The following is a 24,364-nucleotide window of genomic DNA, read 5'->3' on the forward strand; positions in this document are numbered from 1 at the left end:
TTGAGGAGATATGGATAATAAAAAAGTTAAAATCTATAGATATTATAAGGGTGGAATTTATCTCGTTACTGGTAAGGGAAAACAAACAGGAACTGATGAAGAAATGGTAATTTATGAAGATGCTAAAGGAAATACTTGGATTGAACCTCAGAGTACTTTTATGGCGGATATTGAGGTATGCGGAGTAAAAGTTCCTCGCTTTGAGCATTTAGGTAATTTCTATAAAAGTAATTAAGGAGAGGGTTAATTTGTTAGGCAAGCGAAAATATATGGTTTCTGGTCATGATGCAGAAGGAAAATATGTAGAAAAAGAAGTTTGGGCTAGTTCTGCTCGTAATGCATTAAATATTTCTCAAGAGTGGAATGACGGTAATACATATACGGTAGCTCGTAAGGTTGGATGCGGCTGTGGGGGAAATTAAGTAGACATAAATGTATGCAAATATATAATTGTTTTATATTTATATACAGTATAAAGGATTTATTAGCGTCCTTCCTTATAAATACTTTACAGGAGGTAGGAATAAAATGTTTGAAATTAATACAGTTGAAGAATTTAAAGAAAAGATAGTAGAAGGGTTTGTTTTAGTTTATTTTTATACTACTTGGTGTGGCCCCTGTAAAATGATTACACAGGATATTAAGGAATTGTCAAAAGAAATTGACGATATTAAATTTATTCAAGTTAACGCTGATCAATTTTTAGATATCACTAAATTGTGTGAAGTTAGTACGATTCCAACGCTTCTGTTTATGAAAGATGGTAAAAATATTGAAAAAAAAGTTGGATTTACTCCTAAGCAAGAAATTCAGGAGTTTATTGAGGCTAGTAAATTAGCAAGCCAAATGGAGGCTGAAGAGGAAGTATTAGAAAAAGATGCCTTAAATTGAGAAGAAACTTGAAAAGGTAATACCACAAAGGTGTGTCATTTGACACACCTTTTCCTATAATGGGCTTACTATATTTGGTTAGGAGGTTACAATCGATATGCCTAAACTCAAAAGTATTATGAGATATGTTAAAGAAATAGATAAAATGATTAAAGATTTGCGTAAGGGTATGGCACATAGCCATCCATACTCAGTAGATGCTTTACGGCAATATGTAGATGAATTAGAAGCTATACGTGAAGTAATTATGGAATCAGGACTTGAATCTGGTGAAAACTTGGATACATTAATGTATAAAATCAGGGAATGTATAAGGGAGTGCGTGAGACCTTCTTATGCACGAAAACCACAAGTTTTACCTTATCCAAAACCAGATCCATGGGTACCACCTGTTACAGTCACAGGGGTTAATATTATTTTCGTTGTGGATATTTCTGAATCCATGTTTGAAGGAGGGGGACTTGAACCTGGAGGTCGTGTTAGAAACTTATTAGTTGCCACAGCAAATGAAATCGAGCGTTATGCTAAAGCTGCTAAAATCCCATGTAAAGTATCATTAGTAGCCTATGCTGATCCTACAGACAGAGCAGGAAAGAATAGGCCGAACTTTTGGAGAGTTCTACTGAATAAAAGTGTAGATGTACAAGGATTAGCACAAGCATTTTCTGATATTAGTACGCTAACATTTAATCGAGGATCGGATTTCCCTGAATCTGGTATGTCTGCAATTTATCATTCGATTGATCAAGTGATAGATAAAAGTGTAATAAATGGTAAACCCGTAGAGAATTCTCTTATTCTTGTATCAGATGATAGACAAAAGTTAGAGGGCAGTAGCGAACCTTCACATCGCCTGTATAAAGAAGTTACATACGATCAGGTTGACGGGAAGCTAAATAGCCTTAAAGTATTTAATCGTTATGCGTTAGTGCCTATGAAAACTATATATACAGTTCTTCCAGGAAGAAAAGGACCTGGGAAAATAGGGCCAGGGAATTGGAATAGTCCTATCATTCCTTTCTTTAGACAGTGTAGAGAGTACTTCCATGTAAGCTCTTTAAAAGATGTAAGCGATTGGATCACTTGGACATTAGATCCTACTAAGGCTCCGAAAAAAAAGTGAGGAGGAAGTGATAATGACAATTAGATTTGGAGATTTGTATGAGGAAATCTTAGCTATTGAAGATGCTATGCAGCGTATGAGAGATGATATAGCTAGTTCAGATTGTTCCTCTATTACAAAATGTCGTTTGGAAATAGAATTAGAGATGCTTGAACAAAAATTATATGAATTAGAACGTACAAATATAGATTTTGAATTATTAAACTTTGTTACAATTATAGAATCTATTGAAAGATGCTTTAATTGTATTGATATTCCAGGTGAATTATCTCATGATATAGCTCCTGTACCATATGATACAGCAAGCAATTGCGGAGGTAAAAAGAGACAATTATCACTTAAAGATATTGAATTAATTAGCGTATTTGAGATGAGTACTAGAAAGCCCGACAAACGACCAAATGTATTTGAATTTGTTAAGAGCGCAATGCCGTATAAAATCCTTACAATTGCATCAGAGAAGTATATTGTATCGTATGACTCGTTACGTAATGGTATTGCGATTAAAGGGTTCAATAGGCAAACAGGGGAGTCAGTAACGAACTTTGGAAATATTTCTAGAATTGATGTGAAATTAAATGATTCGGCGCGTCAGAAATATGGCATAGAATGGGTAACTGCATGTAAGGTTTTATTAACAACACCTACACCAATGGTTAGTATTGCACCGTTATCGTTAGCTATTGATGGTAATCCGAGCACCATGCCTAGGGTTGAATATACAAATGAGGCAGAAGTTGAAATGGTATTTCAATTTTTTGTATAGATAATTAGGAACTAAAAAGATAAAAAAACGTACAGAAGTGTACGTTTTTTTATTATCTCATTTAATCAAAGTGGCAATTATAATGTTTAATTCATTTTCTATTAAATTCACCTAAAACGTTGAATTCAGGAAGGTGTTTATTTTCTGTTTAAATTGTTGATGAAATAATCTGTTCAGATCTAAATCACTATTAGAAAACTCTTTAATTTCCTCGATTGAAAATGTACCACCCCAATATGGAGAGGTATGAATATCCGAATGGAATGTCACTCCTAAATGGGTAGAAGGAATGGCATTTAGCATAATGTTTGAAATTTCTTTTAAAACGTCTTGGGAAACATCTTGTGGTACATCAAAAATTAATTCATCATGTATCTGTAATACGATGTGTATATCATGCTCTTCAAGTATAGATTTGTAATTCTCCTGTAGCCATTCATCTCTATCTAAGCATTTTGTACCATCTGGCCGGGTGGGATAAAATAAATTTACCATGGCTTTTTTTACTTGTGTCGCAGAAGTTCCTTGTATTTTAAAGTTACAACTTTGCCGTTTTATTTTCTCTAATCTCCAATCTGAATTTTTGTTCTTAAAGGTGGAAGAAGAGGTAGCTTTTAAAATTGTTTCTTTAAAACGTCTTTTTCTACCAAACAAATCTTTTACATAACCATTAGTTAAAACTTCTCTATGTGTTTCAGATTCCCATCTTAAAAAGTTGGGTAATTGTTTTTTAAATTGATTAATTAACGAAGTAGCTGCTGCTTTTGTAATATTTAATTGATCAGATAAACCGATTTCTGTTATACCATATAAGGTCACTTAAACCCCTTAGTTTCCTAAGGGAGTGGACTATACCTTAGCAACTATTTCAAGTTACTTCTCACATTAAGCGAACTCGTTAGATTGGTTGTTTATATAACCGCGGAACGCTATAAGTCTCTGCACCTGCCATTCATATGAACGCTTTGGCACAGGATTACCATATGCTTATACACTTAGGTTTCCCTGTTTTGAGTGAGATTTTAATTCGGCAATCCCTTTACCGAATACAATGCTTTTCATTTCTTTTCTAAGCGATTCAAAAGCATTTGCCAGAGAAGGAATGGTAGTACTGTTTAGTTCCTTCATATTATATATCTTCAAGATATATAGACATTCTGGGGTATCTGACCATTTATTTATAAGCTGTTGTATATGATGCTGAGTCTCTTTTAATGTTTCTCTTTTATAATTTCGAATATCCTCAAACAAGTTATAAGTAAACCCCTTAATTTGGCAAGTGATTTGACTATGTACATCTAAACCTTTCTTAAAAGCTTCAATTAGAACCGGTTCTTGTGTTACTATTGCGAGCCAACGTAATTCTTGTTGTATGTATACCGCCATTTTCATGGTATTTGAACACTCCTTAAAGGAGCCGGATTAGACTATACCTTCTGTTGCATTCCTGCAAATAATGGGCAAATTTTGTGACCACTAAGCCCATAGCCTACCGTATAAATGAGTTCGATGGATTTATCAATTTTGGTTGATAGACGACTCATTATTTTGTTAACTATGAATCAAGATGATAATTAACAAGCAGTCGTTGCACTTCTTGTCACTAGAAGCACAGGATTCGCTCCACCGTTACATGAGGGCGTTCCCTGTTTTGAGTAGGTTTAGATTAACGACTTCAGCCAACGTTTTGTAAACTGAAGTCAATACTGGTGAATAATCTACCTCTTTCTGCTCTAAAGGCCATACGTATAAAATCAGCTTTACTTGGTACTTGTTGTCATTGTAGTAATGCAAGGCTCTTTATCCTTGCTCTCTTTTTTCAAAGAGTATCGGACTATATCATCACCCTGTTGTAGAAGGGTGGATCGCTTTCGTGCTTATTTCACCTGTTCTAGGTTAATTTAAGTAGTCTCTGCACCTTTCTAATATCCCTATTAGACTTGGCTCAGGATTGACATAGGTAATTACCCTTAGCTTTCCCTGAATTAACGATCTGCTTACACATAAAGTTACCTTTATGCAGCCCACAACTTTAGGTTTGGTGACGAGCAACTCATACGGCCTGTTTTAGTTCCTACAGAGTTATAGATAGGATGAATTTTATTATCGATAGTACCTTGTTGTTCTTTGGGTAGGGAGTTGCAAAAAGAACTTATTAATTTCACTAAGCGACGATATTCTAGAATTAGAGGAATTACAGGATGCATTGATAGATTACGTATCAGCGTTTTTCTATCAGTTTTTAGCTTGGAAATCAAACTTTTGCAACCTTTGTCATATTCCATGATAGGTTTTAGAATAGCGTTATCAATATAAAGTTTTTGGGCCAAATGGGCTGGAGAATTTATATTAAACAAAGTGCTTGTTAATTTATTTACGCTATTATATTTATTTTGTTGCTTAGGTGGGTGCATACAATTATTTAATGTGATAGTAGAACCTAGGTGATTCAAGATTTCTTTTTTTACGGATTGTAATTTCGCTTGGAGTATTTGTTTTACATCATTGCTTAGAAATTCTTCATTAATTTTAATACCTTTTCTTTCAGCGGTAGTAAGTACAGCTATTAAAGGCATCTCTATTTCTCTAAATAATTTATATATATGAACAAGATTAAATTTAGGGTTTTCAAAAATCCTTTTCTGATACTCGAATACAGACTTTAGCATAAAAATATCATAGCAAGCGAAGTAGGTAGCTACATGGTGTTGTAGCTGATCATAGAGTGTCTTTTCAAACATATATTTTTTACTATCCATGGTATTTAAAATGGTTCCTTTTGAAATAAGACGGGGTAATACATATTCTTTATACCATTCTTTTACACCTTTTGGATGGTTCTCATTTAATAGGTTTGCAGCTATCTCAGTATCCCAAAAGATATTATATGTAATGTCAAAATTACACCAATTATATAGAGCATGAATGTGTTGCTTACTGTTACTAAGTATTAATAAGGTATCTTTCTCTAATAGTGGTGAGAGTTTTTTCATCGTGTATTCTAGACTTAATGTAGAGATATTCTGTGATAATCGATGTTTAAAAGGCTTAATAGGTATATAAAAAAAACTGTTATCCATAAATCCAATCGTAATTGAGATGATTGAGTCTTTAAAAGGATTCGAACCAGTGGATTTCGTATCAATAAATGTATAAGCTTGTGAATGTAAGGTTTTATACACCTTATACTTGGTAATGAATTCTTTAAATTGTTCAGGGGTATGTATTAAGTAGTAATTTAAAGGTAGTTTTACTGAATTATTAATTCCGTGAACATATTGATTTTGTTTTATCGTAATCTTTTTTTTCTCATTTTTTTTTGTACGAGTTTTTTGCGTGCTTTCTTTTACTTCGCGCTTATTTAATAGTGTAAAAATGTCCTGATTGGATTCATTTGATTTAAAAAACAAAATTTACAACTCCTTACTTCAAAAAGGGACGACATAATCGTCCCTTTCTATATTTAATAATAGAAATTAAAATTCCATACCGTTTTCTAAAACGGTAATTTATGATTAGTAGTTCTCAATTGTTCTTTTTCATCAAAACCTTCAGTAGTTAATGAAAGAGTAGGGGAACTACATTGAAACTGTGCTTGCTGTAAATTGTATATTGTTGAGGCTGCATTCATAAATTCTTGGATTTCATCAGGACTATGAGAAGTTATATATGTTGATATATCAAGCATTTCAATTTCATTAAAGTCTGGCTTCTTTAATATAGGTTCTTCATCCACTGAAGTATAATGGTATGGTTTAGCTGAATAAGTGGTATCATTAGCACCTGTCCCACTTCTAGAGATAGTGACAAAATCTTTTGTAGGATCAATCACGTAAAGATTAAAGTCTGTGTGTAATTTTTGAATGTGAGTTTTCGCTAAAGAGACTAGCTTAATCTTATTATCTAATGGATCATATACACGTAATTTAATCTTCAAATTCGGATATTTACCAGGATTAACGTGACAAAGGGGGCACACATCTGTCCCTGGACAACGTATATATTTGGGTTTTAAGGTAGGTTCATAATGCTCGCGAATACCAACCAGATTTTCATACCAATCGATAAATAAAAGTGTAAGTGGTTTTTTATCTTTAAACGTAAGAAAGGTGTTTCCCACTTTTAAAATTGCATCTAATCCTTTTATTGTCGTCATACTTTATTTCCTCCTTAAATTGACAGGATATATAACTTCATTCAATTGTTATATATCGATATAAAGGTTTATTTAAATTAACTTTGTTTATTCTGTTTATATAAATAAACAGAACTTAAGTTTTTAAATGCAGACTGTAAGTTATGAATCTAGTCAATACTTAATAGTAACAAATCAATAATTAAGCTTAATTATTTTCCAATAAAGTTCATGTAATGAATGGTTATATATAAAAGAGGGCTGAAATCTAATAAGAAACAGATAAACGCCTTTGAAAATTATTGTCGATGTTGTATACTAGTTGTATATACTAGACTGATTAATAGTTATCGTAATAACTAATTAAATAGTTGCGGAATTTATAATGAAAATAAAAGTTACTTTTGTTTACAAAATGTTCTTAATTGTTTTACAATATTTTTAGGTGATTGTTGTTTGAGGTAGTAGGGAACTAAGTATATTAACAACAATAAATGCTACGCAATTTCTTTAATGCTCTTGTTGAGTGCGATTTATTAATTTTAAGTTCGTTTGCGATTTCAGCTAAATTCATACAGACTCCTAAGCCGTCATATAGCATGTATTCTATGACATGTTGTTCAGTCGGAGTAAATTTGTTTCTATGTATTTCAAAATCTGCTTTAACAATTGAGAATTCATATCCTTGTTCGTAAGACTCTTGGCAAAATGTAGGGCAATTGTTTTCACTAGAATCGTCTTCAATAAATCCATCACAATAAAATACTGAAGTCGAATTTTGTTCTACCATTCTATTTGTATAACGATAATAATCAACCACGGTTCTTTTAATAATTGTTTGACAGAATGAAGGTAGCTTTTCAGATGGAACTGTTGTTTGTTGAAGAGATTTCATTATACGCAAGATACAATCTTGTTTCACATCTTCTTTATCTTGATTTCTCACCTTAAATAATTCAAAATTAAAAATTTTAGCTATAGATTCAGAGTTTAGTATTTCCATTATTAAATCTTGAAAGTTTATAGTTGCTGTGTTCATTATATAAATCCCCTTTATTTGAATGAATTAAAATTTACTGCTTAGTAAACTAATTGAATTTGTATTTAATTTATCTAGTAACCCCATCTTAAGTAAGTCATTGGAGTCGATTTTTGAATCTTCAGTGAATTGGGGTGGATAAAGAGTATGATTGACCGTGAATCCCTCCTGTATTAAGTGTTTTGTTGCTTTTTGTGTTGCATCTTTTCCAGCTTTGTCATTGTCAAAAAATAGATCAACTATCTCTATACCTGCTAGATGTAATTCGCGTATTTGGTTTTTAAATAATAATTTCCCGTTAATTGCAACAGCAGGAATACCTACTTGATAGTTACTCATTGCATCTATAGGAGATTCTACGATACGAACTCTTTTAATTCGATTGGCTGATGTTCGTAATTGATTAATTAAATGAAGTCCAAATAAAATATCTTTTTTGTTTGGTAATCCTTCGTTGATAAATTTTGAACCGTTATAATTGCTTCCAATTTTTCGTTTTTGTAAAAAGCGAAGATCCCCGTTTCGAGTACGTTGCGGAAATACGATACATTTATTTCTGACATCTATTTTTATTTCGTAAGTATCTAAAGTCTTCATGTTTATTCCACGCTGATTAATTAAATAGGACATTGCTACATTGTAAATTCCTTGATTTTTAAATTTTTCCTCATCCAATTTTTTGAGTGTTTCTTCAGATAATGTATTTGCTTTTATACATTTTTTTCTTGTAGCTAAGATTTTTGTAATGTCTAAAGGTTTACGATTGTCTTCAAAATAGTAATTTGATAATAGGGCTTTTAATCCGTTGCCTCGTTCTAAAACAAAAGCGGTTTCAATTACACAATCTATGGTTCCTAAGTATCCACAACAGAAACAGTGTGTGTGATAGGGAGGGGTTTTAGAAATACCAAATGATGGTCTTGTTTCTGTATGATTCGGACAGCAACACATTATATAATTGCCGTTATCATTTTTCTTTGAAAATGCTGCATGGTTACTTTGATATCTAAGGGAATACTGATACTTAAAACGCAAATCATCTATTAGACTTGGTATATCAAGTGATGTATTTTCGAGAATTTCTACATTTTTTGCTTTTTGCATGTATTTTCATCTCCATTATTAAGACTAGAAGAACTGTTTTTCATACTGATTGTTTATGGTACTAATCAGTCCGGTATCAAAGTTATATCGCACAATGAAACTTTGACCACTAGCATTGCCACGATTTTTTATAACCTGTACTTTAAAGGTATTTTCATTTATTTTGATAATAGATATACCTTTGCTAGCATCTTGGAAAATTGCATAAGTTTCCCCGATATCTTCACCAGTCATCGTGCTATCATTTTGACTTTTTTTTATTCTTTTAGCGGACTCTCTGTTAGCTTGTGCTACTACATAACCTGGAATTCCTGTTCCTAAAATCATTTCACGTACTGCTGCTGATATATCAAATAATCTTTGTCTTAAATCCCCAAAATTATTATTGGAGCTATTTAAACGTACTTTGGATAGTTGATCTAAAACAAAGCGAGTATGTCCTTCAGACTCAAGGACGCGTTGTATTTCAGTAACTGTATAGGGGCGACCACCATTTTTTTGAATATCATAGATGACCATATCTTTTTGCTTTTTCCTTAGTTGATCTAAAAAGAAGATATAACGGTCTTTTTGTTCAGCTGACATAGTACCACGTTGTATGCCTAAATTTGATACACCAGCCAGGACATGATCCCAATTTCGGGCAATTTCTTCGGCACGTTGTTCTAAAGCAAAGTAGGCAGGGAAATCCCACTCGATATTACTATTCCAAGCGGACATTAACATAAATGAGGATATTAATGTTTTGCCCATATTAGATGGTGCGAAAACAAGAAAATAATCAGTTTCTTGCCCATCACTTACTAATCCATTAGTTACTAAATCTAATGTTTTAAAGCCTGTAGTCGCTCCTAAAATTTCATTTTCATCTCTACCATGAATTGATAAGTATTTACTCTTACGTGTATCCGCCATTCCAGTATATGAGTATCCTTTGTTGTCAATATTCGCAAGTTTTAACATATTCGTGGCATTTAATTTAATATCTAAAATAGCTTCTACAGTTTTCTTTTCAGCGACAAGGTTTGCTGCTTTTTGAAGAAAGGGCTTGAATTTTCTATGTAGCCAATCTTCTTTCAGAGCATCTACTACAAATTCTATTTTTTCTAATTCGACCATTTCAAATTCTTCAAATATATTCATTACGGTTTCTATTGTTGGAAGTTGTTTTTGTAATTTTTTGAAACTTTTAATGTAATTAAAAATATCTTTATGTATAGGAAAATGTTCTTCATCAAGGCCATTTTCATCAATTGAAGACCAATCTCTGTTTTTTAATATATGGTTTAATAGTTGTAATTCTTCAATGGATGGCATAATATAAACTCCTTTTCATCTAATCTCGACATAATAATCGATGTAATAATGGAAATAGTTGCGATTTTTTTAATAACAAAACGCAGAACTTATGTTCGTTTTTAGGGTGAAAAATTAGAACTTATGTTCTTTTATGCTTTAAAATAAAACGTATGTTCTATTTTTACCGAAAAATAAAAGAACTTATGTTCGTTTTTGGGGCGTAAAAGAATAGAAGATTAAACCAGAACCCTAATGGAATAAAGCATCTTACTATCCAAAACAGATATTGCTGCTTTATTATGTTCTGATTAACTTCTTTTGTTTTACAGGTATTTATATATAAGGATTTAATGCATTTCTACTCAATTCATAAGCTGAAAATTTAATCATGTAAATTAGTATACTATGGAAATATATTAATTGTAATACTATTTTTACATATTTATCATATTATTGTTAAATGGATTCTAGAAAGACCCCGTTACATGACGAGATCTTTATATAATTGGCTTCAGAATATAACTTTTTTCTTGTCTTCTATCACGACCTCCTAATTGATATACAACAGTATTATATAACATACGAGATGTAATAATATCCCCAAGACAATTCTCTTGTTCTAATTGTTGGAGTGTAAGATTAGAAGTGAAAAATGTTGATTTTTTGTTTTCTTTACGAAAATCAATTATATCATAAGTAAAATCCTTAATATAATTTGTAAATCTCCCATTTCCTATATCATCAAGTATTAGTAGGGGAACCGTCTTCATGAGTTTTACTTGTTGTAAAACTTTTTGTGTGAAATCTTCATCATTTAATTGATAAATTTGCCGTAGATCATTTGCCCATGAACCATACTTAATATAGAGTACAAGCGGAGACTCAAAATTAAATAAAGAAGGATTCATTACTGATTTAAATATATATTCCATTGCAAAGGCTATAGCAGTATATGATTTACCAGTTCCTTTTTGTGGATGTATAAAAGCGAGATTATTTCCATTCTTAACAATTTCCTCTATTGAATTAAAAGTATCTATAATGTAGTCTTTGTACATTCTGTTATCCGTGTCGATTAAGAAATTTCTTTTATTTGCATTTTGATATTCTAAAGGAATTTGAGAAAGCTTTAAAGCTTGATTAAGTAAGATATAACCGCCACACTCAGGATTCATTGTATAATCCTGTGGCAGGGGAGTAGTACCATTTCTACGTTGGCACCAATCTCTAACGACACATTGTGTACAAGTAACATAAGGTTCATTCAATATTCACACCACCCATTATGCTTATAAATTATTTATATGATTTTGTAATTTTAAAACTGTTATATAATAGATTGATTTTTAAATATAAAATTACTAGTCAATACTTCAATATTTAATTCTTTTTTCTCTAAAACATGAAGGAATAAAGCATTTAAGTGATTTATTGTATTTTGCTGAATCTCCATATGATGTAATGAATATTTATTTTGATTAAGAAAAGACAATATTGAATTCTTACATTTCATAATATCCTTCCAACCATATTTTTTTGCAAGTGTATCTATTACTTCCCATATCATTTCTGATACTTTTAGGAGTGGAATTTTATCACATTCTATTATGTAGTATCGATTACTTTTTCCACGACCTGGGACCTCTTTTTTTATAAATCCTTTTTCAACTAATTCATTAATATAACGAATAATTGTATTTATTGAGCAGGAGCAAGATATAGACAATCTATAAATACTTGGGAATGCAAATTCTCCTTTTTTATAAATGTAATTCAAAATGTTAGAATACACCAATTTTGCGTGAGTGCTTAGGCCAATACAGTGAGCTACCATGCTAGGAATGCTTATATGCCCTTTGTTGTATGAGCTATTGTATATAAATTCTCTTTCTTTTGAATTTGGCATCGTTTTATACAATTAAAACACCTCTTTCTATTATAAGTATCGTTTTATATGCTGAAAAAGTTGAGGGGGAATTTTAAGGAAATAAAAAATAATTCTACATTCAGATAAAAAATAATTCAATTTACCTATAATACTATTAAATAAAATCCAATAAACACGCAGTTTTTTAATAATGGAAAGCTTTAATTGTTTATATTCTTGCGTAGTTTGGGTTTGATTATAAATAGCGATTATAAAGCGGGTATTACAACTTGAATAGTTTAGAGGTGATGATATGAAGAGTAATTGGAAATCTCATCCGATTTGTGGATTAGGAGATCAAATTGGAAAAGCTATTATGCTTACATGTAAAGAAAATGCATATATTGGTGGTTTAAAAGACATCACTGAAAAATCCATTATGATTGAAGTTGGTGAGGGGATGGTTATTGCTGTGGACCGCACTGTATTAAATGATGAATCAATAGAACTACATGTTGTGGGAGGATAAAAGATTGTCTGATTTTGTTATAAGTGAAAATACGCGTAATAGTATTAGTACTATTAATGCTCCTAGACCAAAATTAGATCCCCGAGATCCTAATATTGGGAAAATAGCACTGGTTAAAGAAGGGGCATATAAGGGGCTAAAAGGTATAATATATCCACCTACTAAGGAATTGAAATATGATGGAGAGTTTGTAAAAGGATTTACAGGGCATTATGAAGTAGAAAAACTCTATCATGTAATGTTCTTTTTTGAAGATGGTACATTTTTTTGTGCAATGGAGACAGATTTAATGGATTTAGAGGTAGAAGGGGGTATATTCATTATTGATGACGGAGATGGAACTGTTGCAAAACCCTATGGATGTGGTGAAAGATTATATACGTCGGTTCCAGAAATTTATCATGAATTACCTTTAAATAAATCAGGTTATATCATTATCAATACCTACCAAAGCAGGCGGGTAGATTCTGTATTTAAAGTGTTTTGGATTAACGATCTTACTACACCAATAGGACAAACTCATACACGCGTGCATGGAGTAGTTTTTAATAGTCCACATGATATAATATTTTATTATGATCCCAGGTATAACCCAAATAAAATAGTCATTAAGAATGATTATATAGGAAATTGGTATCATAAAGTCAATTGTCTTACAGAACTTGATGGCTCAATATTTAAGCCGTATATCTGTGGGACTAATATTGTTCTTAATAGTCCCATAGATATGAAAAATTGTTTTTTTCAACTAATTGAACGTACAGGGGAAGTTGAAGTTGTATATAAATACTTGGGAGATCCTAAAAGTGAGGCTTCATTAGAAGTGTTTTGGCAGAATGAAGTCATAGGGAAAGTAAACACTAAGGAAAAAAATTTTGAGGAGAAAAGCATTATCTTTAGTGTAGATGAAATCAAAATGTTTAATCCTCAGGTAAGAGTTACGGTACATGGACACTGGGAAGTGAAAGTAAAATGTCCGGTAAATAAGGGGATATCAAAGTTAAGAGAAAAGAATTTTTGAGTACTAGTGGTATGGGTTCGTTAAAAGTTGAACTGACCCCAGAAAGTTTGACAAGTCGTTTCATTAGGCAGCTTTTAGGGCATGAGTTCGATATTGTACCGGGCTCATGCCTTTTAATTTTGCCTTAATTCGTTTGTGATTATAATAATCGATATATTTTTCAAATTCTTATTTAAAATGTTCTATGCTTTCAAAATCTTTTAGATAAAGAAATTCAGATTTCATAATACCAAAGAAACTTTCAATAATCGCATTATCGTAACATCTTTGATACAAGTGAATAGGTTGGTCTTGAATCAATTGTATAAGCGATTATCTCTCAATTAAATAGATCTAACATCGGTGATAAGTAGAGCTTCTCGCCGCATAATTTAAATTCTGTTATGTCTGTAACTCATTTTTCGTTTGGCTTTTTAGCCTTAAAGTTACGTTCTAAAATATTTGGCGTAATCTTACCTACTTTCCCTTTATAAGAGCGATATTTTTTCATACGAACTAGGCTCTTTAAACCTAACTTTTTCACAATTCGTTGAACTTTTTTAAATAAGCATTCTCCATACGCAAACGCTCCAATTCAGCTTGTAATGCTTCTACTGACTCTTCTGTTTGTGTTTGTTTCTTTCTTAATTGATTTTTGATTGTCCTTAGTCATAGACTGACGCCCTTTTTCTTAGATTTAAGGGCGTCTACTCCTTTTTGACGTAGCTGAATACGCCATTTTCTAATAAGTCCAGATGAAGAAATATTAAAAATAACTGCCGTTTCGTTTGGAGACGTCCCATTTTCGAACATATAATTTAGTAAGCCTAGTTTATACTGTACAAAATACGTTGTATAGCCTTTTTCAAATGCTCGGATTCCATGATATTCAAATTGTTTTATACATATTCGAACCACGTCGTGATTCGCTCTCAATGATTTCGCAATATCTTTTATACTCTCACTTCCATCTTGATAATGTATTGCTGCATTCATTTTGTTTTCTGAAGTAAATTTAGTTATAAAAAAACTACACCTCCAATTGTTAGACACAGTCTAACAATTGGAGGTGTAGTTCATAAGAAGTAACCTGTTTTCATTTATACATTAAAAAATCGGCGGAGTAACAGAAAATAAGACTATCGCGTTTTTTTTAAAATGATTCACCCATTTATGCTTTAAATAAGCAGGTATCTTTACACTGTCGCCAGTTTCTAATACGTATTCTTCCTCATTTAAATATAATGTGATTTTCCCATCTAAGATAAATGCCAATTCTTCTCCTTTATGTTCTAGCACATTTTCTGATGAAGCTGTATTAGGCGGGATAGTCATAATTGCTGTTGCTAAATTTCCAGTGAAATCAGGTGAAAGCATTTCATATGATAAATTATCGATAATCATTTTCTTTCGTTTATGGGAACGTACAATTAAATCGTCTGTATTTGTATCTTCAAGTAAAAAGCTAAATGTTGGCACATCAAGAGCTTTAGCAAGCACTTTTAATGTTTGAATAGAAGGGTTAGCGGACCCGCGCTCAATTTGACTTAACATAGATGGTGTAATATCAGCCATCTTTGCTAGTTCTTTACTAGTTAAACCTTTTTCTTTTCTTTGTTTTTCAATTTTTTTACCGATATCTATATTTTCCATAATGAAAATCTCCTTAATAATTATTAAATTATATTTAAAAAAATTAAATTAAAATTAACTTAATTGAATGATTTGTGTTAAACTATATTAAAATTAATTTAATTATAATTTATTAAATCGTAAGCTACAAGGTGATGAGGAGGAAGAGAAATGAAGGAAATAGAGAAATTAAAAGAGGAATATCCACTATTAAAGAAATTAATCGCAACAGAAGAAGTATTTTGGATAAATCCAAACATAGAAAAGTATGAAACAGCAATAAAAGGTACACCATTGAATGAAGAGAATGTAAAAGATGCGGAAGAGAGATTAAAGCGTTTTGCGCCATATATTGCGAAAGTTTTTCCTGAAACGAAAGGGACGAACGGCATAATCGAATCACCTTTAGTGAAAATATCTTCTATGAAAAAAGCTTTAGAGACAAATTACAAGCAACCTATTTTAGGAGAATTATTATTAAAATGTGATAGTCATCTCCCGATATCAGGATCAATTAAAGCTAGAGGCGGCATTTATGAAGTGTTGAAACATGCTGAGCAACTAGCATTGCAGCACGGAATGTTAACAGAAGAAGATGATTATTCCATTTTAGATAGTGATACATGTAGAGAGTTTTTCTCGAAGTATTCAATTGCGGTAGGTTCTACAGGGAATTTAGGACTTAGCATAGGAATTATGAGTGCGAATCTAGGTTTTAATGTAACCGTTCATATGTCAGCAGACGCAAAAGAATGGAAGAAAAGTTTATTAAGAAGTAAAGGTGTAAACGTTATTGAATATGAAGATGATTATAGCAAAGCAGTAGAAGAAGGAAGACGACAGGCGGATGCGGATCCTAGCTGTTATTTTGTAGACGATGAAAACTCACATGATCTATTTTTAGGATACGCAGTAGCTGCATCACGATTACAAAAGCAATTAGAAGAGTTAGAGGTTGTAGTAGATGAAGATCACCCTTTATTTGTTTACCTTCCGTGCGGAGTAGGAGGAGGACCTGGTGGAGTAGCATTCGGTTTAAAGTTATTGTATAAAGACAACGTTCATTGTTTCTTTGCAGAGCCAACACACTCTCCTTGTATGTTACTCGGCTTAATGACAGGCCTTCATGACAAAATTGCCGTTCAAGATATCGGAATTGATAATGTAACAGATGCGGATGGACTTGCGGTAGGAAGGCCATCTGGATTTGTCGGTAAAACGATGGAACCATTTTTGAGTGGGAATTACACAGTAAGTGATGAAGAGTTATATAGATTGTTAAAAGAACTAGCTGATACGGAGAATATTGGTTTAGAGCCTTCTGCACTAGCAGGTATGATAGGGCCAGTGAAAGTATGTAAAGAAGATGAGTATTTACAAAAGCAACAGTTAACAGAGAAGGTGAAAAAAGGTACTCATATTGTGTGGGGAACGGGTGGAAGTATGGTTCCAAAAGATGTAATGAATGAATATTATAGGAAAGGTTTGGAGTTAACGGTATAAGAAAAATGAGGCTAATTGCAGCCTCATTTTTTCATGTACATAAAAATCTTTGTTATTTTCACAATAGTTCTTTATAGTATATATAAAGGATAACTAATATTGAATAAATACAACAAAAAAGCTTTATTTTACATAATAAGAGGATGTGTATACGATGTCATTACAGACTAAATATATAGCGGGTATTTCGCTTGGGGTTATGGGTGTCGGCTTCGCGGCTTCTATCCCTTTTCAAGGAACGGTAGCAGGAGAGATTATACAAGGGGGATTTGAAGCTGGATTGGTTGGCGGGCTTGCAGATTGGTTTGCGGTTACTGCTTTATTCCGTCATCCGATGGGAATTCCAATTCCGCATACAGCGTTATTACCTAAAAATCGTAAACGAGTAACGAAAGGGCTCATTCATACGTTAGAAAATGAATGGCTGACGAAAGAAAGTATTACGAATAAAGTAAAAGAGATGCAGTTAGCACAAATGGTACTGCAAATTGCTGAGAGAGAAATGCAGTCTGATGCTGTGAAAAAGGGGATTGTAACGATTGCAGAGAAAGCAATTGTAACAATAGATACAGAAAAGTTAGCTGTTATTATTGAAAAAGAATTAAAAACATATTTACATACAATTAATACAAGTAACATTTTACAAGTGCTTGTTGATCAATTAGTTGTGCAAGAATATGATGAAAAGACACTTGATTACATATTAGTGAAGGTAAAAGATTGGACCGCGCAAGATGAAGCTCGTTACCAGCTCGGTAGCTTAGGTATGAAGGCGATGGAAAATATAAAAGTAGATGGATTCTTGCAGTTTACTTTGAAATCATTTATGAATATTGTAGATGAAGATAAAATTGGCGGCATTTTGCAGAAGTTTATCATTAGTAATATTAACAGCTTACAAGAGGCTGATAATACCACAAGACAACTTATATTAGCGAAGATTCGTCAAGAAATTATCAATGTAAAAGAAAATGAAGCCTTACTAAAGGAATTAGAAAATTGGAAAGAAAAGTGGATTGCGAATTGGGATGCTACTGACAAAATAAAAGAGATGCTAGAGCAAGTACAACAAAGAGCAGTTGCTTTTGTAAATAATGAAGAATTTGCTGATAAATATGTTATTCCATTTTTACAAAAACAAATGAATAAAATAAAAGAAGATGAACAGATAGTTCAAAAAATAGAAGATTGGTTACAAAAACAAGTTGTGAGTCTTGTTGAGAAGAACCATTCGAAAATTGGTAAGCTTGTACAAGAAAACCTTGATAAGTTAGATGATAAAACGTTAATCGAAATGATTGAAAATAACGTCGGTAAAGATTTACAGTGGATCCGAGTAAACGGGGCTGTTTGCGGATTTATGATTGGATTAGTGTTAGAAGGAATTAAAGCGATTATATGAGAAAAACCTTCCGCAATTGCGGAAGGTTTTTTATTTTTCGATAACGCTCATATTCAAATTATAAGTTTTCTCAATATTTAACTTGTACGTCCCATTTCCAGTTTTAATCGAATTTTTATACCAATGTTCTTGCTCGTTTAATTCTGGATGTTCTTCTGAAGAATTATTTTCTTTTTTCGTTAAATCTTCTACTTGCTCCCAAGGTGTGTTTCCGTGTATTTCTTTTTGATTCGTTATTGCTGTTAAAGATACATCACTTTCTTTTGCAAGATGGACAGACACTCTTGAGCTTTCCTGTACAAACCAATTATTTTGTAATTGACCTGGATAAAGAGATAGTTCGTTATTTGAAGCACGGATTTCCACATTTTTATTTTGCGGAAGAACAAGCGTTGGTTTCACCTGTGGTGCTGAATTAAATAACGTATGCTGAACAGGTAATGATTTTAAAGTGATATACATCGTTTCTCCAGCCGTTTGAACTGAAAGGAAATCATCTTGTTTTAAATTGAGTTTTTCATTTGCTTTCGTTGTCATTTCATAAGTTCCCAAAAGATGAATTTGATTTGTATTATTTCCCTCTATCGTTAGAGGCTGATGTCCTGCATCTACTACGATTTTTTTGATAGATTCAGGTATATCAAATTGTCCGTCTGGAATATTACTCGTTTGCCTCGTTGTGTTAATAGAGTGACGAACTTCTTCTAGTAATCCAGTTGATAATAAACAGTAAAAAGCAATTCCGACGCTTCCTAAAACGCCGATAAAGAAAATACTAAAAATATCATATTTAATAAATGATTGTTCCTTCTTAGAAAATAGAAGGTATAGTAAAACTTCGGCTCCAAGTATGATGAGTAAAACTGGCCACCATGCAGTTAGTGTATCTAATACTTGAATTCCTTTTACGACTGAAAATAGTAAAAAGCATCCTAACGATATAATAGAAAGCCCCATTGAGAATGTTCCAACACGCCAAGTCCTCATTCGTTTGTCCCACCTTTGTTTTCTTTATTTCCAAGTAACAATTTAAAGCCGCCGCCAATTAAAAGGAGCGCAACGATAGATGTTTGGAAATAGCGATAATATAGTTCACTAAGATGAATATTAAATATAGTTACAAAATAATCATTCAAAATAGGAAGGACTGTTTGATTTAATAAATAATAACCACCGAGTGTAATTAATCCGATACCGATCCATCTTTGATGATTTATAAAATAATCGATAATGGGTTCGTCTTGAACTCGTTCTTTTCCGTATTTTGCTGTTTGCTGTAACGCATCAAAAAAGCTATAAAACCAAATGATTGGTACTAAAAATAAAAATGCAGAAAGTCTTAATAAGTCGAGTAAATAAATAGATAGTAAGAAGGCTGCCATAAGCTGAAGACCACGGCGTTGTAAGCCTAAATACATATGACCTGCTCCAGGGAACATCGCTAAAATAGAAGCAAATGTTTTACTTTTCTTTCCCTGCTCTCGATGTTCTTCAAAATCTTCGAAAATAGTACGGTCAATTAATTGCTCGCCACGTTCTTTTTTCTGTAGTTGCTGAACAACGTCAAAGAAATTATAAATCCATAAAACAGGTAACGTAATAAGGAAGATAAGAAAACTTTCTTGCGATGTTAAAAGTGCAACGAAAATGATCATACTTCCGATTCCTGTGCAAGCTACTAAAAATGTAAGTCCGCGTTGCATAAGTCCTAATTGGAAATGGCCAAGTCCAGGGATGATGGATAAGAGAATGATATAAAATCGTTCGCTCTCTTTAGAGGAATTTATCACTTCTCCAGCTTCTTGCTTTTTCGTTTGGTTTATAATGGTGATAACTAAATCTAGTAAGTTAATTACCCATAGAACAGCTAGTAAAAATAGAGAAAGAAAAGCAATATCACGTTCTCTTACTACTATGGTACAAAATACTGCAAAGGAGAATAGAAATAGTGATCCCCCGCTATATAAAATAAACCGTCCTAGCTTTTTTAAGTATAAATGTCCAAGCCCAGGAATTAGCCCTAATACAAGTGCTAAAAAGGGATTTTTATTCATGCTTTGAACCTCCGTCCTTTTTCGATGTGTCTACCGATTTGTTTACAATTTGTTGTGAAATAGAAGACTCGTTATGTTTTGAAGATTTTTCTAAATTTGATGTCGCTGTAAAAATATACTGAAATAAACCACTTACCATAAAAATAATTGTAGCCGCAGTCGCAATTATGTAGTGAATGATCGTGCGCTTTAGTGAGGTTGTTTTTATATTTTCATTAGACTGTAGTGTTTCAAAATTAATTTGCGTCATAACTTCGTTCGTAAATGAATCATCATTTATCATTGGAAGGTTTTCATGTTGTTCATCAATACTTTCCATATAAAGTGCTAAACAATGATCACATTTATAAAGATGTTCTTCCATAGATTCACGTTCATTGCTTTCTATAAAATCTAATGTATAATTGCGCCAATCTTCTTTTGAATAATGCATCATAGAAACTCTTCCTCCTTCCAATGTTTTTTAATCCATTTTCGTGCTCGATACAGTTTCATTTCGACTGTTTTTACTTCGATGTTTTCCTGTAAAGCAATTTCTTGATAGCTCTTTTCTTCTAAGTAATGTGCGAGAACGACGTCACGGTAATTTTCGGGAAGTTCTCGCAGTTTTTGAGCAATGAGTAATTTCTGCTCTTTCGTCAATAATAAAGCCTCAATATTATGAGAGGACTGTATATTTTCCTCAGCTTCTTTACATAAGGAGAGTTCTTCACTTTCTCTAGCTTTCTTTCTCTTATAATCAATAGCGTGATTGGTGGCAATACGTGCCATCCACGTTTTTAATCCACGAAATTGATAATTTGGGAGAGAGGTGTGAATTTTTACGAATACTTCTTGTGTAACATCTTTCGCATCTTCTTCATGTCTTAAAATAGAAAAGATAACTTGAAAAATATAATGACGATATGTTTGTACAAGGATACGAAAAGCATGCTCGCTTCCTTGCTGTGCTTTTTCAATTAATTGTTTTTCCTCAATCGGTCTCTCCCTCCTTTTTGACGCATTCTATTATATAGACGTAAAGAATGATAAGTCACCCTACACATTTTGTAAAAAAAGAATAATATATTTTTTGCAGAAGAGCTAGATGAAAAAAGGTGTGAAAAAATGGTAAAGAGAAGTATATAATGAGCAAGTAGGAAATGTTATACGGAGAAAGGATGTGAATGTTAGTAGGGAAAGATTCATACTAACAAACATGAAAATTAAAATATTAATAGCAGATGATAACTCTTTTATTAGAGAGGGCATGAAAATTATTTTAAATACATACGAAGAGTTTGAAGTAGTAGATACTGTAAATGATGGGGAAGAAGCTGTAGCGTATTGTAAAAAGCATGAAGTTGATATTGCTCTTTTAGATGTTCGTATGCCAAATATGAACGGTGTAGAGGCGACGAAGTTCATTTGTGAAGAGACGAAAACAAAACCGCTTATTTTAACGACGTTTGATGATGATGAGTATATTTTGGATGCAGTAAAAAACGGAGCGAAAGGTTATTTATTAAAAAATAACGATCCGGAGCGTATTCGTGATGCGATAAAAGGAGTATATAACGGTCAAACTGTTATGCAAGATGTTGTCCTCGATAAAATTAAGTCTAATTTAATGGAAAGTAAAGAGGAAGAATGTAAAATTGATAAGAGCCTTTTCACAGAAAGGGAGCTTAGTATTATCGCATTAATTGCAAAAGGTTTCTCAAATAAAGAAATTTCGAAACAGCTTTTTATATCTGAGGGAACAATTGCAAATTATATTACGTCAGTTTTAGGGAAAACTGGACTTGAACATCGCACACAAATTGCGATTTATTACTTAACAGGGAAAGTAGATTAATGATATGGAATTTTGGTTAACTGTAAGTAAATTAATTGTCTTTATATATATTGTGTTCAGTTACATACATTCAAATGTTACGAAATTACCATGGGTTATATTTGCTTTGCTTTTATATCTTTCTGTAAACGTGCTAATCTCTATATTAAAAAAAGATACGTACAAAAAAATATTGATTTGTATTTCAATTAGTGTAGTTATGTTATTAACATGGAGGGTTCATCCGTTTTTTATTTTGTTTTTACCTTTGAATTTATACGAAATTACATTCCATTACATAGACAAGAATTGGTCACACTTTGTTATTATGATGCTTCCAATTACAATTACAGATGAAAGCATTCGAATGACTTATGGATTAATTGTTGCATTTTCTTTTCTCGTTTTAACTATGGCAGATCGATATATATCACGTGTAGTAAAGCTTGAATCGCAAAATGATAAGATGCGAAAAGATATGCAACGACTTACGAAAAGCTTACATGAAAATAAAGAGTACATAAGACAATCAGAATACACATTTAAGTTAGAAGAGAGAAATCGATTATCACAAGAAATTCATGATAAAATTGGTCACTCGATGACAGGCGCATTGATTCAAATGGAAGCAGCAAAGAGATTAATGGGGATAGATAAAGAAAAATCTGCGGAGTTATTACAAAATGCAATTCACATTTCAAAAGATGGAATTGAAAGTATTCGCATTACATTAAAAAATATGAAGCCACCAACTGAGCAAATTGGCATTCACCGTATGAAATTATTCATAGAGGAGTTTGCTAGTAAGCATGATGTAAACATTCCTTTCGTATATAAGGGAAACTTAGATATGATTTCTCCCATTCAGTGGAAAATTATTGGTGAAAATGTTACAGAGGCATTAACAAATGCGATGAAATATGCTGATGCGACAGTTATTTCTATAGATATTCATGTACTTAACAAGATGGTTAAGGTGCAAGTGAAGGATAACGGAAAAGGCGCAGCCCTTGTTAAGAAAGGTCTCGGTATTATGGGGATGGAGGAGCGAACAGCGTCTGTAAACGGAAAAATTATTGTAGATGGAACAAGTGGTTTTTTAGTGACGATGTTGTTGCCGATATAAGAGAATGGGACGAAGATGAACCATCTCATATGAAAAAAGTGAATAATCTCATGTGAAAAGAATGAACTTCTGCACTGAGCAGGTTCATTCTTTTTGTTTATACTAATAGCAGAGAAACCGAAATAGGGGTGAAATGATGAATACATTAGAAATTAAAAATTTAACGAAAAAATTTGGTGATTTTATCGCAGTTGATAATATGTCTTTATCTATTAAAGAAGGAGAAATATTTGGCTTTTTAGGATCAAATGGTGCTGGTAAGAGTACAACGATAAATATGATTGCTGGTTTGTTAAGAAGTAATGAAGGCGAAATTAGCATACTAGGAAAAAATATAAAGAAACATAATCGATTTGCAAAAATGAATATCGGAATCGTTCCGCAAGATATTGCGATTTATGAAGAGTTAACTGCCTATGAAAATGTGAAATTCTTTGCTGGATTGTATGGGTTAAGAGGGGTTGAACTAAAAGCAAGAGTAGAGGAAGCACTTCAATTTGTGGGGCTTAGCGATAAACATAAGAGTTACCCGAAAAACTTTTCTGGTGGGATGAAACGAAGACTGAATATAGCTTGTGCAATTGCTCATAGACCGAAGTTAATTATTATGGATGAACCGACAGTTGGAATTGATCCGCAGTCAAGAAACTATATCCTTCAGTCTGTTCGGAAATTAAATGAAATGGGAAGCACGATTATTTACACGAGCCACTACATGGAAGAAGTGGAAGAGATTTGTACAAAAATCGCAATTGTCGACCACGGTAAAGTGATTGCAGAAGGTACGAAAGAACAGTTAAAAGCGATTATTACAGATACGAAAGATATTTGGATTGAAGTGAAGTCAGTAGAAAATTTAGATGTAGAAAAGTTAAAAGAGATAAACGGTGTGAAAGCTGTTCAAATTGAAGAGAACGTAATCAAGGTAAACTCGGATGCAGGATTAAATAATTTAAATAAAATTATTCAGCATTTCATTAATCACGATATTGAAATTCGTTCGTTAGAAGAGCAGGCACCGAATTTAGAAACTGTATTTCTTACGTTGACTGGAAGAAACTTACGAGATAAATAAAAA

The 24,364-nt window shown here is 32.4% G+C and carries 26 protein-coding genes and 1 pseudogene; 12 read left to right on the forward strand and 15 right to left on the reverse strand.

The features are described from left to right. Positions 1–10: 10 nt before the first annotated feature. The 5 genes from MR143_RS01885 to MR143_RS01905 all read left to right on the forward strand — a co-directional run bounded on the left by MR143_RS01885 (position 11) and on the right by MR143_RS01905 (position 2,780). Positions 11–235 carry a DUF1653 domain-containing protein gene (locus MR143_RS01885; RefSeq protein ID WP_000369000.1) on the forward strand — a complete coding sequence of 75 codons (225 nt, stop codon included), beginning with the start codon at positions 11–13 and terminating at the stop codon, positions 233–235. Between the two features lie 13 nt (positions 236–248). Then, on the forward strand, positions 249–422 hold the full coding sequence (locus MR143_RS01890) for a hypothetical protein (protein WP_000900867.1): 174 nt from the start codon (positions 249–251) through the stop codon (positions 420–422). A 106-nt stretch (positions 423–528) separates the two neighbouring features. Further along, complete coding sequence (locus MR143_RS01895; protein ID WP_000461692.1) at positions 529–891, forward strand: thioredoxin family protein; 363 nt, start codon at positions 529–531, stop codon at positions 889–891. A gap of 97 nt (positions 892–988) precedes the next feature. Next, the gene (locus MR143_RS01900; protein WP_001125260.1) at positions 989–2,014 is read left to right on the forward strand and encodes a vWA domain-containing protein; all 1,026 of its coding nucleotides are present in this window, start codon (positions 989–991) and stop codon (positions 2,012–2,014) included. A gap of 13 nt (positions 2,015–2,027) precedes the next feature. Beyond that, the gene (locus MR143_RS01905; RefSeq protein WP_000155451.1) at positions 2,028–2,780 is read left to right on the forward strand and encodes a hypothetical protein; all 753 of its coding nucleotides are present in this window, start codon (positions 2,028–2,030) and stop codon (positions 2,778–2,780) included. A 111-nt stretch (positions 2,781–2,891) separates the two neighbouring features. Here the strand turns inward: MR143_RS01905 and MR143_RS01910 are convergent, their stop codons facing one another. From MR143_RS01910 to MR143_RS01950, 9 genes are all read right to left on the reverse strand, one after another. Further along, positions 2,892–3,599: a DNA polymerase gene (locus MR143_RS01910; protein WP_000177370.1), complete on the reverse strand. Its 708-nt coding sequence runs from the start codon at positions 3,597–3,599 to the stop codon at positions 2,892–2,894. Positions 3,600–3,767: 168 nt separating this feature from the next. Beyond that, positions 3,768–4,172 carry a hypothetical protein gene (locus tag MR143_RS01915; protein WP_000781409.1) on the reverse strand — a complete coding sequence of 135 codons (405 nt, stop codon included), beginning with the start codon at positions 4,170–4,172 and terminating at the stop codon, positions 3,768–3,770. Positions 4,173–4,795: 623 nt separating this feature from the next. Then, the gene (locus MR143_RS01920) at positions 4,796–6,190 is read right to left on the reverse strand and encodes a DNA polymerase (protein ID WP_002083222.1); all 1,395 of its coding nucleotides are present in this window, start codon (positions 6,188–6,190) and stop codon (positions 4,796–4,798) included. 86 nt (positions 6,191–6,276) lie between these two features. Next, on the reverse strand, positions 6,277–6,936 hold the full coding sequence (locus tag MR143_RS01925) for a hypothetical protein (RefSeq protein ID WP_000207533.1): 660 nt from the start codon (positions 6,934–6,936) through the stop codon (positions 6,277–6,279). Positions 6,937–7,396: 460 nt separating this feature from the next. Further along, positions 7,397–7,954 (reverse strand): sigma-70 family RNA polymerase sigma factor, encoded by a 558-nt coding sequence (locus tag MR143_RS01930; RefSeq protein WP_001090550.1) that lies wholly within the window; start codon positions 7,952–7,954, stop codon positions 7,397–7,399. Positions 7,955–7,981: 27 nt separating this feature from the next. Further along, positions 7,982–9,058: a toprim domain-containing protein gene (locus MR143_RS01935; RefSeq protein ID WP_001167934.1), complete on the reverse strand. Its 1,077-nt coding sequence runs from the start codon at positions 9,056–9,058 to the stop codon at positions 7,982–7,984. Positions 9,059–9,082: 24 nt separating this feature from the next. Beyond that, positions 9,083–10,375, reverse strand: a complete 1,293-nt coding sequence (locus MR143_RS01940; protein ID WP_001139156.1) for a DnaB-like helicase C-terminal domain-containing protein — start codon at positions 10,373–10,375, stop codon at positions 9,083–9,085. A 479-nt stretch (positions 10,376–10,854) separates the two neighbouring features. Further along, the gene (locus tag MR143_RS01945) at positions 10,855–11,625 is read right to left on the reverse strand and encodes an ATP-binding protein (RefSeq protein WP_001005179.1); all 771 of its coding nucleotides are present in this window, start codon (positions 11,623–11,625) and stop codon (positions 10,855–10,857) included. Between the two features lie 59 nt (positions 11,626–11,684). Further along, positions 11,685–12,275 carry a helix-turn-helix domain-containing protein gene (locus MR143_RS01950; protein ID WP_000278596.1) on the reverse strand — a complete coding sequence of 197 codons (591 nt, stop codon included), beginning with the start codon at positions 12,273–12,275 and terminating at the stop codon, positions 11,685–11,687. Between the two features lie 262 nt (positions 12,276–12,537). Here MR143_RS01950 and MR143_RS01955 point away from each other — a divergent pair, with 262 nt between their 5' ends. Both MR143_RS01955 and MR143_RS01960 read left to right on the forward strand, forming a co-directional pair. Next, on the forward strand, positions 12,538–12,753 hold the full coding sequence (locus tag MR143_RS01955) for a hypothetical protein (RefSeq protein ID WP_000841663.1): 216 nt from the start codon (positions 12,538–12,540) through the stop codon (positions 12,751–12,753). Between the two features lie 4 nt (positions 12,754–12,757). After that, positions 12,758–13,774, forward strand: a complete 1,017-nt coding sequence (locus tag MR143_RS01960; RefSeq protein WP_001279431.1) for a hypothetical protein — start codon at positions 12,758–12,760, stop codon at positions 13,772–13,774. Positions 13,775–13,837: 63 nt separating this feature from the next. On the opposite strand, the pseudogene MR143_RS01965 reads toward MR143_RS01960, so the two are convergent. Both MR143_RS01965 and MR143_RS01970 read right to left on the reverse strand, forming a co-directional pair. Beyond that, positions 13,838–14,749, reverse strand: a pseudogene (locus MR143_RS01965) (IS3 family transposase). A gap of 111 nt (positions 14,750–14,860) precedes the next feature. Next, positions 14,861–15,406: a helix-turn-helix domain-containing protein gene (locus MR143_RS01970; protein ID WP_000427631.1), complete on the reverse strand. Its 546-nt coding sequence runs from the start codon at positions 15,404–15,406 to the stop codon at positions 14,861–14,863. A gap of 150 nt (positions 15,407–15,556) precedes the next feature. Between MR143_RS01970 and MR143_RS01975 the strand changes: the two genes are divergently transcribed. Continuing rightward, entirely contained in the window at positions 15,557–16,888 is a 1,332-nt protein-coding gene (locus MR143_RS01975; RefSeq protein ID WP_000658342.1) for a D-serine ammonia-lyase, read from the forward strand. Between the two features lie 154 nt (positions 16,889–17,042). After that, positions 17,043–18,290 (forward strand): DUF445 domain-containing protein, encoded by a 1,248-nt coding sequence (locus MR143_RS01980; protein ID WP_000058310.1) that lies wholly within the window; start codon positions 17,043–17,045, stop codon positions 18,288–18,290. A gap of 30 nt (positions 18,291–18,320) precedes the next feature. Here MR143_RS01980 and exsE read toward each other — a convergent pair whose 3' ends face one another. The 4 genes from exsE to MR143_RS02000 are packed head-to-tail and all read right to left on the reverse strand — an operon-like array spanning position 18,321 to position 21,322. Then, entirely contained in the window at positions 18,321–19,277 is a 957-nt protein-coding gene (gene exsE / locus MR143_RS01985) for an exosporium protein ExsE (protein ID WP_001261421.1), read from the reverse strand. Further along, positions 19,274–20,344: a hypothetical protein gene (locus MR143_RS01990; protein ID WP_001039123.1), complete on the reverse strand. Its 1,071-nt coding sequence runs from the start codon at positions 20,342–20,344 to the stop codon at positions 19,274–19,276. Before MR143_RS01990 ends, exsE begins: the two co-directional genes overlap by 4 nt. Continuing rightward, on the reverse strand, positions 20,337–20,780 hold the full coding sequence (locus tag MR143_RS01995) for a hypothetical protein (RefSeq protein ID WP_000972357.1): 444 nt from the start codon (positions 20,778–20,780) through the stop codon (positions 20,337–20,339). The genes MR143_RS01990 and MR143_RS01995 overlap by 8 nt, the downstream gene beginning before the upstream one ends. Further along, entirely contained in the window at positions 20,777–21,322 is a 546-nt protein-coding gene (locus MR143_RS02000) for an RNA polymerase sigma factor (RefSeq protein WP_306461541.1), read from the reverse strand. Before MR143_RS02000 ends, MR143_RS01995 begins: the two co-directional genes overlap by 4 nt. A 220-nt stretch (positions 21,323–21,542) precedes the next feature. Between MR143_RS02000 and MR143_RS02005 the strand changes: the two genes are divergently transcribed. The 3 genes from MR143_RS02005 (at position 21,543) to MR143_RS02015 (ending at position 24,361) form a co-directional block, all read left to right on the forward strand. Beyond that, positions 21,543–22,181, forward strand: a complete 639-nt coding sequence (locus MR143_RS02005) for a response regulator transcription factor (RefSeq protein WP_000694093.1) — start codon at positions 21,543–21,545, stop codon at positions 22,179–22,181. A 4-nt stretch (positions 22,182–22,185) separates the two neighbouring features. Next, complete coding sequence (locus MR143_RS02010; protein WP_000397656.1) at positions 22,186–23,286, forward strand: sensor histidine kinase; 1,101 nt, start codon at positions 22,186–22,188, stop codon at positions 23,284–23,286. A gap of 136 nt (positions 23,287–23,422) precedes the next feature. After that, complete coding sequence (locus MR143_RS02015) at positions 23,423–24,361, forward strand: ABC transporter ATP-binding protein (protein WP_001093829.1); 939 nt, start codon at positions 23,423–23,425, stop codon at positions 24,359–24,361. Positions 24,362–24,364: the final 3 nt, after the last annotated feature.

The organism is Bacillus cereus group sp. BfR-BA-01347 (genome assembly GCF_022663835.1).
In the GTDB taxonomy this organism is placed as follows: Bacteria; Bacillota; Bacilli; order Bacillales; family Bacillaceae_G; genus Bacillus_A; species Bacillus_A thuringiensis_K.